The organism is Persicitalea jodogahamensis (genome assembly GCF_014651615.1).
In the GTDB taxonomy this organism is placed as follows: Bacteria; Bacteroidota; Bacteroidia; order Cytophagales; family Spirosomataceae; genus Persicitalea; species Persicitalea jodogahamensis.
Window position 1 is genome coordinate 1 of sequence record NZ_BMXF01000004.1, and the last position, 13,135, is coordinate 13,135.

The 13,135-nt window shown below is 50.2% G+C and carries 13 protein-coding genes; 3 read left to right on the plus strand and 10 right to left on the minus strand.

Annotated elements, in window-relative coordinates:
• Positions 1–152 precede the first annotated feature (152 nt).
• The 9 genes from msrA to mnmE all read right to left on the minus strand — a co-directional run bounded on the left by msrA (position 153) and on the right by mnmE (position 8,596).
• Positions 153–647 (minus strand): peptide-methionine (S)-S-oxide reductase MsrA, encoded by a 495-nt coding sequence (msrA, locus tag IE117_RS18435; protein ID WP_189565994.1) that lies wholly within the window; start codon positions 645–647, stop codon positions 153–155.
• Positions 648–1,046: 399 nt separating this feature from the next.
• Entirely contained in the window at positions 1,047–1,322 is a 276-nt protein-coding gene (locus IE117_RS18440; protein WP_189565995.1) for a YidH family protein, read from the minus strand.
• A 66-nt stretch (positions 1,323–1,388) separates the two neighbouring features.
• A complete protein-coding gene (locus tag IE117_RS18445) occupies positions 1,389–2,672 on the minus strand; it encodes a citrate synthase (RefSeq protein ID WP_189565996.1) in 1,284 nt (427 codons plus the stop codon).
• A gap of 244 nt (positions 2,673–2,916) precedes the next feature.
• Positions 2,917–4,182 carry a metal-dependent hydrolase family protein gene (locus tag IE117_RS18450; RefSeq protein ID WP_189565997.1) on the minus strand — a complete coding sequence of 422 codons (1,266 nt, stop codon included), beginning with the start codon at positions 4,180–4,182 and terminating at the stop codon, positions 2,917–2,919.
• Complete coding sequence (locus IE117_RS18455) at positions 4,179–4,601, minus strand: hypothetical protein (RefSeq protein ID WP_189565998.1); 423 nt, start codon at positions 4,599–4,601, stop codon at positions 4,179–4,181. Before IE117_RS18455 ends, IE117_RS18450 begins: the two co-directional genes overlap by 4 nt.
• Before the next feature lie 12 nt (positions 4,602–4,613).
• The gene (gene miaA / locus IE117_RS18460) at positions 4,614–5,522 is read right to left on the minus strand and encodes a tRNA (adenosine(37)-N6)-dimethylallyltransferase MiaA (RefSeq protein WP_189565999.1); all 909 of its coding nucleotides are present in this window, start codon (positions 5,520–5,522) and stop codon (positions 4,614–4,616) included.
• 16 nt (positions 5,523–5,538) lie between these two features.
• Positions 5,539–6,396 (minus strand): hypothetical protein, encoded by an 858-nt coding sequence (locus IE117_RS18465; RefSeq protein WP_189566000.1) that lies wholly within the window; start codon positions 6,394–6,396, stop codon positions 5,539–5,541.
• Entirely contained in the window at positions 6,393–7,220 is an 828-nt protein-coding gene (locus IE117_RS18470) for an SGNH/GDSL hydrolase family protein (RefSeq protein ID WP_189566001.1), read from the minus strand. Before IE117_RS18470 ends, IE117_RS18465 begins: the two co-directional genes overlap by 4 nt.
• Before the next feature lie 20 nt (positions 7,221–7,240).
• Positions 7,241–8,596 carry a tRNA uridine-5-carboxymethylaminomethyl(34) synthesis GTPase MnmE gene (gene mnmE / locus IE117_RS18475; RefSeq protein WP_189566002.1) on the minus strand — a complete coding sequence of 452 codons (1,356 nt, stop codon included), beginning with the start codon at positions 8,594–8,596 and terminating at the stop codon, positions 7,241–7,243.
• Between the two features lie 112 nt (positions 8,597–8,708).
• Between mnmE and IE117_RS18480 the strand changes: the two genes are divergently transcribed.
• A complete protein-coding gene (locus IE117_RS18480; RefSeq protein ID WP_189566003.1) occupies positions 8,709–9,230 on the plus strand; it encodes a SixA phosphatase family protein in 522 nt (173 codons plus the stop codon).
• Between the two features lie 100 nt (positions 9,231–9,330).
• Here IE117_RS18480 and IE117_RS18485 read toward each other — a convergent pair whose 3' ends face one another.
• Complete coding sequence (locus tag IE117_RS18485) at positions 9,331–10,368, minus strand: oxygenase MpaB family protein (RefSeq protein ID WP_189566004.1); 1,038 nt, start codon at positions 10,366–10,368, stop codon at positions 9,331–9,333.
• Positions 10,369–10,559: 191 nt separating this feature from the next.
• Here IE117_RS18485 and IE117_RS18490 point away from each other — a divergent pair, with 191 nt between their 5' ends.
• The gene (locus tag IE117_RS18490; protein WP_229581130.1) at positions 10,560–11,198 is read left to right on the plus strand and encodes a 7-carboxy-7-deazaguanine synthase QueE; all 639 of its coding nucleotides are present in this window, start codon (positions 10,560–10,562) and stop codon (positions 11,196–11,198) included.
• On the plus strand, positions 11,195–13,093 hold the full coding sequence (locus IE117_RS18495; protein ID WP_189566005.1) for an OmpA family protein: 1,899 nt from the start codon (positions 11,195–11,197) through the stop codon (positions 13,091–13,093). Before IE117_RS18490 ends, IE117_RS18495 begins: the two co-directional genes overlap by 4 nt.
• The last annotated feature ends 42 nt before the right edge of the window (positions 13,094–13,135 follow it).

Below are 13,135 nucleotides of genomic sequence, written 5' to 3' on the forward strand. Positions count from 1 at the left end.
GCCAGTTGCCAACTGGATAGATCACCTGCCTTCCAAGCAGACGGTCACAGACGGTCGGCCGCAGCCGTTCGAATCCTGTCGGAATTACTAAAAAGCCTCGCCAAATTTTTTGGCAAGGCTTTTTGTTTAGACGTATATTCTGAGGCTCTGCTTTAAATATAACTCTCGGAAAACCTTTCAAAGTGGCAGGTGTATCCATTGGGATTTCTCACCAGATAATCCTGATGTTCCGGCTCTGCTGCCCAGAAGGTGGTGTACGGCTCCAGGGTAGTGGCCACGGTACCTTTCCACCTTTTGGAATCGTTCACGATTTGGATCATTTCTTCCGCATCGTTTTTTTCTTCCGCATTTTGATAAAAAATGGCTGATCGGTAGCTTGAGCCGATGTCGTTGCCCTGTCGGTCGATCGTGGTCGGATCATGAATCCGAAAGAAAAAATTCAACAGTTCCCGGAATGACGTTTCGTTGGGATCGTAGGTTATTTCCAATCCTTCGGCATGGCCGGGATGGTTTCGGTAGGTAGGGTTTTCGTTTTCGCCTCCAATGTATCCTACTTCGGTGTCTGTCACGCCTGGCCTTACCCGGAAGAGGTCCTCCATGCCCCAGAAACAGCCGCCAGCAATGTATGCCTTTTTTGAGTCGTTCATTATTTAATGGTTTGTTTTTAATTGTTTCAACTATCAATTAATTCTGCTTGTTACCTTATTTTTTATGGCAAAATAACACCGCCTTCATTAGGAAGTCGATTACTTTTTGTTCCGGCATTTCGCACGGCTTTAAGATTTCAGACGTGGTAGTTATGTAGTAATTCAAGCTGATGAAATCATTGCCTCCCAGTTCCTCCGCGTAAAGCTTTGTGCTTTTCCCAGCATTGAAAGTAGTGCGGGTCACGCCGTATCTTTTATTTCGGTACAACATCACGGAATACCCAACGGGAATTCCGTGGATCTGTTTTAGCAAAGCTGTCATTTTAAACTACCCCTTTCCCTCCTTAACGATACGTTTTCCAATCCAGAACAGTTTCCTGCTTCTTCGCGTTGCCAGGCTTACTCATTTAAATTTTGATACCTGTCCTCGATCCGTCGCTTGACCGAAAACAGGCGCCAAATCCCTATCAGAAAAACCATCGGTGCCAACGCCAAAAAAACATACCCCAACCAACGAATATCCTGAAAAGCTTCCAGTCTGAGAATCGTGACGCCACCCGCCAGCAGAGCTAATGTGGTACGGAAGTACGCAAGAAAGGTTCGCTCGTTAGCTAACCGGGTGCGCTCGATGGCTAACCAATCAGAGATTGAGAGTTTCGGTTTTGTCTCCGCCATAATTTTAAAATAAAAAAACACCGCCACGAAAATTCGGACGGTGTCTGGACTGTTTTGAAAGATAAATTAACGCTTGTCCATCGCCACGAAATCACGTTCTGTAGGACCCGTGTAGATCTGACGCGGACGACCGATCGGCTCATTGTTCTCGCGCATTTCTTTCCACTGCGCGATCCAGCCCGGTAAGCGGCCAATGGCAAACATGACCGTGAACATATTGGTCGGGATGCCCAGGGCGCGGTAGATGATTCCAGAGTAAAAATCCACGTTAGGGTAAAGCTTGCGCGAAACGAAATATTCGTCTTCCAGAGCGGCTTTTTCCAGCGTCTTGGCGATGTCCAGAACAGGGTCGTTGACGCCCAGTTTTTCAAGTACCTCATCGGCGGCTTTTTTGATGATACGGGCACGGGGGTCAAAGTTTTTGTAAACCCGGTGACCGAAACCAAACAAGCGGAAGTCGTCGTTTTTGTCTTTTGCCTTATCAATATATTTCTGAGAATCGCCGCCGTCCGCTTTGATGGCTTCCAGCATTTCGATTACCTCCTGGTTGGCTCCTCCGTGTAATGGACCCCAAAGCGCGCCAATACCCGCCGAAATAGAGGTGTAGATGTTGGCTTGGGAAGAACCTACTAATCTCACCGTAGAAGTGGAGCAGTTCTGCTCGTGATCGGCGTGAAGGATCAGCAGCTTGTTCAGCGCTTTGGCCACCACGGGATCGACTTCGTATTTTTCGACGGGCAGCGCAAACATCATGTTCAGGAAATTCGAGCAGTAGTCGAGGCTGTTGTCAGGGTAGTTAACCGGGTGTCCCTGCGATTTCTTGTAGGACCAGGTGACAATAGTCGGCATTTTGGCCATCAGACGGATGATGTGCATTTCCGTATCGGCTGGGACGTTCGAATCGTACGAATCGGGATAAAAGGCGCTCATGGCACTTACCAACGAGGAGAGCGTCCCCATCGGGTGGGCGTTGACCGGGAAGCCCTCAAAAATTTTCCGCATATCCTCATTCACCAGCGTGTGTGTTCGCACCTCATGTTCGAACTCAGCGTATTGGTCTGCTGTGGGAAGGTCGCCGTAAATCAGAAGGTAGGCAACTTCTAGAAATGAAGCTTTTTCAGCAAGGTCTTCAATAGAATAGCCCCGGTACCGAAGAATCCCTTCTTCGCCATCCAGGAAGGTGATAGCACTCGTGGTGGAACCGGTGTTTTTAAAACCGGGGTCAATGGTAATATATCCGGATTTTCCCCGGAGCTTGCTGATGTCAATGGCTTTCTCCTGTTCGGTGCCTTCGACAACTGGAAATTCGTATTGTTGACCCTCAATGGTCATTTGGGCAGTTTGTGACATATAGATTCGTCGAAATATTTAGGGATTTTTGAAAGTTTGAGAACCAGATGGCGGATAAGTATTTTATTCTGTCCGTCGGCCAGCTCGCTTGTTAAAGGGCTATATCATCGTTTTATACGCATTTGCCAAAAGACAGGGGAAACGCGGAGGGCTTGCAATATCTTAAAAAATATCTGGATTTTCTATCCAGTTCCTTACATACTGGCGTTCTGAGGCAGATTTTTAGGGAGAGAGATAGCGTTCTCTAATGCTTTTTAAAGATTTTGCCATCTTTCATCACCATTTCTACTTTTCCGATCGCCGAAATATCCATGGCCGGGTTGCCGCTTACAACTATCAAATCGGCCAACAACCCCGGCTGAATAGCGCCGATCCGCGTCTCTTGGTGGAAAATACGGGCATTGCCGGAGGTAGCTGATTTCAGAACATCTAAAGGTTTCATGCCATAGTCCACCATCAGTATCATCTCCCGGACATTGGTGCCGTGGCTGTACACCCCCACATCGCCGCCCATGACAATAGTCACACCGGCATCAAGGGCTTGCTTGAAGCTCTTCCTTTTTTCAGTCAATCGCGCAGGCTCCGGATCCCGGCCTTTGCGCCAGCCCCGATACTGACTGATGGCATCGCCAGCAGCAAGAGTCGGACAAAGTGCCACCTTTTTGTCTTTCATTATTTTCCAGATATCCGCCGTCCCCCCATCTCCGTGTTCGATGGTTTCTACGCCACCATTGATAGCACGCCGCATACCTTCGGCGGTGGAGGCATGGGCAACCACGGGCCGGCCACTGCTGCGGGCGGTTTCCACAATCAGCCGGATTTCTTCCTCACTGAATGTGGGGCGGGCTTCACCATTTGGCCCCCAGCGGTAGTCGGCGTAGATTTTTATCAGGTCTGCTCCTTTGCCAATCTGGGTTCGAACGGCCCGAATCAGGTTATCGTGGCCATCAGCCTCTTCGGCGCCCTGCGGTACCGCGAAATCAGAGCTGAAACCATTTGGTCCGTAGCTGCCTGAGGCGATGAGCGCCCGGGTAGCCACGATCATGCGGGGGCCGGGGATGATGCCCTCATCGATGGCTTTCTTTAAACCTACGTCATCATATTCAGCCCCCTCGGTACCCAGATCTCTGACCGTCGTGAAGCCCGCCAGCAAAGTTTGCTCCGCGCTTTTGACTGCTCTTGCAGTACGGAACGAACGAGGCTCTTTCAATACCTGGTCGTTCCAGGAAGTCTCGTCGTAGGGGTGTAAAAACAAATGAGAATGCCCTTCGATGAGGCCGGGCAAGAGTGTGGCGCCAGGGAATTCAATACTCTCAGCCTGACGGGATTCGTCGGGAAGGCTTTCCGCTTCTCCGGCGGCCATGATCTTGGTTCCCTGCGTCCAAACTACCCAGTTGTCGTGCATTGCCTGACCGTCGAAAACCCGTTCGGGCCGGAGCAGATAGCCCGTTTGTGCATTACTCACGGAAGAGATGGCGAAAACAAGCAGAAAGCAGTAAAGTTGCTTCATATTCCGGTTTGATTGCGCGCTTTGTAAATGGCGGAAACAAGGTAGCGTCCGAAAATACCGATCATTAAAATCGGCAGCAGGTGTGCTCCATAGATAAATGCTTTGCCCGTCATGCTATACGAAAGGGAGGAAAAGCTAACGTAAACATAGGAGAAAAGCGCCATACCCAGGACCATCAGCATAAGGTACCAACCAATGGCGGCACGCGGTAGTTTGATGCGCCGGATAACCTCACAAAGAAACAGACATACGCCCAGCACAAGGAATACCGTGGCCAGGGCACGCGGAAAGGTTTTCAGGTAATCGTGCCGGTAAATAAGGATACCGATGCGCCCGATAAGATTGGGGTGGGAGAGGAGATAGGCATCGGTGATGCCAAGAATTACCAGTAGAAGTGTGGTTGTGAGATTTTTTGTCATTCAGCTGTAGAATTACAAGTCCAGATGGTCGGCTATGGTATCCACCCATTCGTTGGGTGTCTGATCATTGCGGAGCCAGCGGATGTCCACACCATCCTTTTCCATCTTCCGGAAAAAGGTCATTTGCCGTTTGGCGAAGCGGTGGATCTCCGTTTCCAGGCGTTGCTTCATTTCCACCAGGATCATTTCATCGTTCAGGTATTGCGTAATAAGTTTGTATTCCAGACCATAATAAATCAGGGTTTGGGCAGGAACTCCCTGATCCAGTAACCCTTTCACCTCATCAATCAGGCCGTTGTCGAAACGCTCTTTGAGCCGACGGCTGATACGCTCCCGACGAAGGTTGGTCGAGGGGTCGATGCCGAACACCCTGAAATCGGGTAGTTCGGTTTCAGGGATGGGGAAATCAGGATTTGCGTCGAGAAAATTGTTGATTTCTATGGCACGTATGGTGCGCTTCTTGGTGGAGGTGTCAGCAATTGGCGAATAAGCAGTCACTTTCTTGCCGAACTCTTTTAAAAGTACCTCGTGCGGATAGGATTCCAGCATATCCCGCAACGACGGGTTGGTGGGGATGCCCGTGAAACTGTGTCCTTGCAAAAGGGCGTTCAGGTAAAGCCCGCTGCCCCCGCACAGAATGGGATAATTTCCCCGCTCCTCAATTTCGGGCAGTACCTGCTGCACATCCAGCTGAAACTGATGCACATTGTATTTCTCGCCCGCATCCACAATGTCGATCAGGTGGTAAGGAATGGGTGCTCCATCCACTACGTATTCATCCAAATCCTTACCCGTGCCAATATTCATGCCGCGATAAACTTGCCGCGAATCCGCGCTGATGATTTCGCCGCCGATGCGGTGGGCCAATTGGGCAGCCAAATGAGTTTTACCTGAGGCGGTGGGGCCAAGAATTACGATCAACTGGAGGGGATTTTGATTAAAAATTTTTTACAAACTTACGACTTCCGGCGTTTTTAATTTTTACGAATCTTTGTTCTTGCCCACTTTCACCCAAAATACCTTCGGGCAGGCGATGCGGATAGAAGCGTTCCATGGTAGTTATTTCAACCCAAAACTCCTGCGGCGGGATGTCTTCGTGCGGCTCAAAACCTAATTTTCGGTAGCTGCGCCCGCTCGACCATTCCAGGTCGGCGTAGGTCATCAGGTCGTCGGGCTGATGCTCCTTGACGAAATGACTGAGTAGCTTGTCTAATCCGCCAACTACCGTCGTGTTCAGAAGGTTTGCAAAGCGTACCAATTCATAGGAGCGATGCGATGAACCTTCGCGATCAAATACCCTTGGACGGGCAAAAGTTGCGGCTGCTACCAACAGTTCCTCCGCCTCGGGTGGGTCAGCAATCACTCTGAAATGCTTCTTAGGCAAGTAAAGGCCGTACTTGTACTTTGAGAGTATGGAGGTCTGCAGGTGATTTTCTTCCAAAAAACGCTGGGTAGCCGGGCGGTCGAGTCGACGTGCCTGGGTTAATCTCGCCGGAATGCGCTCCGAAATGCCGAGCAGGGCTTTGACTCTGGATTTAACTATTTCCCGTTTAGAATACCAGACATCATCCCACAGGATTACGGTACTTGCATTTTGGTGAAATTCACTGAGATTACTATTTCTTTCCTCCGGGAAATCATAAATGGATTTTGGAAAAATATATAAAGACTTACCATTTGAATTCTTAATCTCAAAGGAATCAATTCCGGAAGGAGGGACGGATTTTGTAAAGAAATCAACCGGCAAGGTGGACAACCAATCACTGACTTCTCGCAAGAAATCAGTACGACTCATCGGAAACCTTTCCATTTCTTAGCCAGCATGTTGGCAATAATCTCGTTGCCTTTGTCAGAAGGGTGCAGTCCGTCGTAGGTCATGTGTATTGCCTCGGGTGGATACGGGTAGTTGTCCTTTTCCGGATTGAAAGGAATATTGGTGTAGTCGGGATACGAATAATCCTGGTAGTTGCCGGACTGGGGGTTTCGCAAGCGTTTGAAATGAACAGCATTGGCTGAGGTGATACCGCTGTCGTGGTAGAGATCAACGACGGGCATTTTCTCCAACTTGCCAATCGATACCACAGCATCAGCAAATTGTTCCAGTTCCTGATCATCTTTCGGTTTATACGAGCCAAAAGCATTGTTTTTATAGTTGGCTACATACACGAAATCGCCCCGTTGCATAGGGGTCATCAATATGATCTTCGCTTTCTTATTGAGTAGTCTCAACTTATCCGTAATAATTCTGAAAGACCCGTACACCGTACCCGTTCCGGTATTATTCTCATAGTCTGACAGTACGCCCACTTTTTTGCCTTGCCACCAGTCGTTTGTACCCAGAAAAACGGTGTACACATCAGCTTTGGTCAGGCCAAGGGAGTCGATGTTCTGAGCGATTTTGACCGCCGTCCAACCGTTGTATCCTTTGTTAATGTAGTCGATTTCAGGGTTGTTCTCAGCGATTCGGGTCAGGTACCCTTTGGTGAGGCGGTCACCGGTTTGCTCACGGTGATCGTTTAGATACGTAATGGAATCGCCGAGCGCCAGCCAGGTTATTTTCCGCGGAGCAGTACCCAGGCTAATGGCAAACAGGAGGACAAGGATTAAAATTTTTTTCATGAATATGGACTAGGTGGGTGTTACTTTCCAATACAGAATTTAGAAAAAATATTCGCCAGCAAATCATCGGAAACAATGGTTCCCGTAATCTCTCCCAGATGATACAGCGCCAGGCGGATGTCCTGAGCCAGGAAATCACCCGTAATGCCTGAGTCGAGGCCAGAAAGTACCTCATCCAGGGCCTGGGAAGTTTTCAGAAGGTGTTCGTAATGCCGCTGATTGGTCACGACTGTATCCTGCGCAGCATTTGTTTGAACTTGTTGTAGTAATATGGACTTCAGCGCCTCCAATCCGGATTGTGTTTTTGCGGAGATGGAAATCGAATCGCCTGGTAGTTTGGGCGCACCAGTGGTTAAATCCACCTTGTTCCTCACCCAAATCACTTTCTTCTCTTTTGGCAGGCCAGCCACCAAAACCTTCACCTCCTGTTTGGTGGCTTCACTATCAAAAAGCATCAGCACCACATCTGCCTGCTCCATGGCCCGGCGCGAACGCTCGATGCCCAATGACTCGACGATATCCTGGGTTACGCGGATGCCGGCGGTATCGATGAAGCGGAATTTCACCCCTTCCAGCACAATTGTATCTTCGATTACGTCGCGGGTCGTACCGGCGATCTCGGTGACAATAGCCTTCTCTTCGTTTAGCAGGGCGTTGAGCAACGTCGATTTCCCCACATTGGGTGAACCTATGATGGCCACCGGAATGCCGTCTTTCAGAGCGTTGCCGTAGTCAAACGACTCGATGAGCGGATGAATCGTGGCCTGAAGCTTGTAGATGAGTTGCCGTAAGTCGTCCCGCTGGGCGAACTCCACGTCTTCCTCGCCAAAATCAAGTTCAAGTTCTACCAGCGAGGCAAAGTGAATCAGCTCTTCGCGCAATAATTGTAGTTTTTTAGAAAACCCTCCCCGCAATTGCGTGAGGGCCGTTCGGTGGCTGGCGGCGGAGTCGGCAGCAATCAGATCGGCCACGGCTTCGGCCTGCACGAGGTCGAACTGGCCATTGAGGAAGGCACGCTGGGTAAACTCACCAGGCCGGGCGATACGGGCACCGCCCAGTACCAGTAGTTTCAGGATCTGGCGGACGATGAAGTCGGAGCCGTGGCAGGAAATCTCCACGGAATCTTCCCTGGTGAACGAGCGGGGCGAGCGAAAAACCGTGACCAGAACTTCGTCGATGATCGTTTTATTTTGCCGGATCGTGCCAAAGTGAACGGTGTGGCTTTCGGCCAGGGTGAGGTTCGCTCCTTTGAAACAATGGTCAACTAATTCAATACATCTTGCTCCCGATACCCGCACAACGGATATAGCTCCGACCCCCGAAGCCGTCGCCAATGCGCAGATCGGCTCGTATTGATTGACTGAAACAGAATTCACGATGCTGGTTCCCAAGTTGGTATTTTTATCTTTGCTGCAATCTAGGGGCCCGGTGTACACTCAAAAGTGAGTCGAGATCCACGGCCCCTCCGTATTTTGCAAAGATAAGGCTATGAAAATGAAGATTTGGATTTTACTGGGTATCTGGCTGACAGGTGCGGTTCTGGTGGGTTGTTCCAGTCACACGATTTATCTGGTTCGTCATGCCGAAAAGGCGTTTACTCCCGCCAATGACCCGCCGCTGACAGCGGAAGGAAAATCAAGGGCGCAGGCTTTGATGGATACGTTGTCGGATAAGAATATTGAGTACATCTACTCAACCAACACTGCCCGCACCCGCGCCACCGCCGAGCCCCTGGCCACAAAACTCGGACTACCGATTTTGCCCTATGCAACCGATACGCTCTGGGAAGCAGCCAAACATTTTCGAAAACTGCGTGGTGGCAATGTGCTGGTAGTTGGGCATAGTAACACCCTCCTGCCATTGCTCGACCAACTGCCTGTAACGCATCAAAAGAAGACCATCCCTGACAGTGACTACGATAATTTGTTCGTGGTCAAGGTGAAAAGACGGTTCCTGCGTCCGCCGCTCATACGCTTGCAAGAGAATGTTTTTGGCGAATTGGCAGAGTAACGGGTACGGCTGCGAGAGGGTGGGGCATCCGTCCCATGTTTTAGGTTTGAAGAAAGAGGGAGTACCCAAGTCGTCTGAACCTCGGGCTGAAAGTACCCCCTCAACGCCAGTATTTTTCCAGCACTGGCGAGGCTGGTTTTTGCAGCGACATGAGTGTAGGGAAAATGGGTGTTTGCAAGGCCAGCTTCAAAAAGCCTTTTTCCCATGCTACTTCGGGCACGGCCAGGATATCAGCGATCTTTTCCCCCAGGAAAAAACGCATTTGCGCCGCCGGGAGGCTTTGCATGGTAGGTGAAGTGATTTGTTTCTCAATGGCTCGGAGCAGGGCTTTGGTAAGTCCCCGGCCTGCTTCCGACGACTCAAATTGTCGATCGGCAATTCCTTTGTCCAGGCGGTAAGCTTCCAGCATATTTTTGGGCAGAAGTTCGGGAACAACACCCAACATGCCTCCTACGATATTCCAGAAATACAGGTACGACTCTTCCTCCTGCCTGGAAATCGTCATGTTCAACTTTCGGAAGCCTTTCAAAATGATGAACGAAAAAGAAAGGTTGGTTCCTGCCATGTCTTCCTGACAAACCGGATGCCCCCAGGAAGTTTCCCAACGGCCGCTGTTGAGCGTGAACCACCGGACGGCGGCATGAAGCAAACGTATCTTGGCAATTCGAACGAAATTGCTGCCGTTCTGCCAGTCTCGCTCCTGCATGATTCCAAAAACGAATGCACCGGTTTCTTCCAGTCGCTGGAAGGTATTATTCTTGATTCGTTCCGAAATCCATAAGACTCTGGCCCCGTTTGCACCGGCATAGCAGTAGGGGAGAGCGTAGGTACCTAGCAGTAGGGATACCAGCTGATAATGTTTCCAGAAAAAAGCGATTCCACCTTTGAATTGGTCTTTATCTATACTTTCAGGGAAAGCAGATCGGCCATTGATAAATTCGCTGACAGCATCAGGCTGAGCAGTCAGGTCAAAGTCATCGTAGTCGGTTAAGAATCGCATGAGCGGACCGACGGTTGCATGACCTCCCTGGTCTGCTACGGCTGCAATCACCAGGTCGGCGGCAGGATCGCCCACATAGCGATAAGGTTCCAGAAAGTCAGCGGGGAAGGATCGTCCTGTAATCGTATCTTTGCGCACTTTAATTAAATATGAGTGATTGACAGCTCAACCGACTGGTATAATGAACCAATACGGCGGGTCGGGATTTTATAAAAAGAAATAGTTTTCCAATTCCAGAACCTATTTCGGTGCAATATCATTGGTAGAACTTCTTGAAGCGGGGTTTAGTTTTTTGAGGTGCAGCAGGCATGACCGTTTAGTAAGTAATAATGAATAGAGAAACAGATCAAAGTACAGTTGTCACTTCAACCATCCCGCTTCCCATTATGGAGGCCTTTTATACTTTACAGGGTGAAGGTGCCCATTCGGGCAAGGCGGCGTATTTTATTAGATTGGGTGGTTGTGATGTGGGGTGTGTGTGGTGCGACGTGAAAGAGTCATGGGATGCGCAAGCCCACCCCAAAACGGCGATTGCCGAAATTGTCAAGGGGGCAATGGGGCATCCGGGGCGCCTGGCGGTCATTACCGGGGGCGAGCCTCTAATGTATGATATGGGTGAACTCACGTCAGCTTTGCAGGAAGCAGGATTCCAAACCAACATCGAAACCTCCGGAGCGTACCCTCTGAGCGGATCCTGGGATTGGATCTGCTTTTCGCCCAAAAAATTCAAAACGCCACATCCTTCCATTTATCCGGCAGCGGACGAGTTGAAAGCTATCATATTCAATAAAAGTGATTTTGCTTTTGCCGAGGCGCATGCCGCACAAGTTGGGCCGCACTGCAAACTGCTCCTGCAACCGGAATGGAGCCGGCACGAGCAAATGCTACCGCTGATTATTGACTATATAAAGGACAATCCGCGCTGGCAAATATCGTTACAGACGCACAAGTTCATGAACATTCCATGATGTGCCGCCTTTTTGGATTATTCTTATTTCTTCTGATTTTTGGCCAGACCAGGGCTCAGGAGGCAACCCTCTCCCGCCGCGACCGCCAGGTACTTGAAGCCGCTCAGGCTGCCTGGAAGGAGCGCAAACTGGAACTTGCCCAGAATTTGTATGAGCAAATTCTTCAAAAGCAGCCGGATATAGCTGAGGCGCACCTTCATCTGGGACAAATTTATGAGTTTCAACGGCAACCGGCCCGTACTCGCTTTCACTACCAGCGGGCAGCGGCCCTTGCTCCTGCTTCCCCCGAGACAGCGGGGGCGTTTCAGTGGCTGGGACGTGACACCTTTCAGCGCGAACGTTACGATTCGGCGGATGTGTACCTCAACAAGGCCCTCGCCGCTTACCCCGAAAGATCTAATCTGGCACTAGTGACGCGCAAGTGGATTGCTTCCGCTCGCTTCGCCCAGAAAGCCATACAGCACCCGGTGAAAATAGATAAGCGCTCGCTGGGCGATACCATTAATTTTTTGCAGGCGCAGTTCTTTCCGGTGCTTACCGCCGACAATGAGACCTTGATTTTTACGGGCCTTACCCCGGAACGGGATGAAAACATGTACATCACTCACCGGACAAAAAGCGGTTGGGAGGTACCTGAGGAAATTTCCAAAAACATCAATTCGCCCAATAATGAGGGTACTTGCACTATCTCCGCCGACGGACGAACCCTGGTATTCACGGCTTGCAACCGGCCAGACACGTATGGCGGCTGTGATCTGTTTTTTACTAAAAAAGAGGGTGAAGATTGGCTGGCCCCGCAGAATATGGGGGATGTCATAAACAGCAATCACTGGGAATCCCAACCGTCGCTATCTGCCGATGGGAGCGTATTGTACTTTACCAGCGATCGTCCCGGAGGTGTTGGAAAGTCGGACATCTGGCAAAGTACCCTTGACAGCAGCGGGCAGTGGCAGATGCCACGTAACCTGGGAAAAACCATCAATACATCTGACGAAGAAAATGCTCCGTTCATTCATGCAAATGGTCATACGCTCTTCTACGCCTCGAACGGTATGCCGGGCATGGGCGGCTTCGACCTTTTCATTTCGCAGCGTACGGATACCATTTGGAACCAGCCAGTAAACCTGGGCTACCCGATCAATACCGTAGCCGACCAGGTAGGCATGTACATTTCTTCCGATGGAAAAACTGCCTACTACACCGACGATCGCCCCGCTTCGAAGGGGCGGCGGTCGATGCTTTACGAGTTTGCCATTCCTGACACCCTGCAGCAAATGTTTGTGCCGACTAACTATATCAAGGGTAAAGTTTTCGATCAGCGCACCAATGCGCCACTGGAAGCCTCTCTGGAATTATATGATTTAGGCAGCCAAAAGCGCGTGGCGACTTTCACTTCCCAGCCCGGCACAGGCGAGTACCTGGCTGTGCTGAATCAAAACAGCGAACATGCCCTGTACGTGGTAAGGGACGGCTATCTGTTTAAAAGTATGACCTTCGTTCCCAGCGATTCCATGCCGGCAGTCCGGCTCGATATTCCATTGGAAAAAGCGGAGAAAGACCGTGTGGAGGTATTGAATAACATCTTTTTTGCCACCGGAGCCTACGAACTGGACGATAAATCGAAAGTTGAGCTGCAAAAGCTGGTCGCCTTCCTGAAAAATAACCCTACCTTGTTCATCGAAATTGCGGGCCATACCGACGACGTGGGCGGGGAAAAGGAAAATCTTGAACTTTCGAAGCAGCGGGCCCAAAGTGTGGCGAAGTACCTGGCCGAATCCGGCATTCCCAGCCCTCGATTCAGCGCAACAGGCTATGGAGAAACCAAACCGAAAGTTCCGAATACCACCGAAGAAAACCGGCGTCAGAACCGCCGGATTGAATGGCGTATCAAATGACGTAATCTTGGCTTTTTACAAGAATCTTTGCACTTTTGTGAT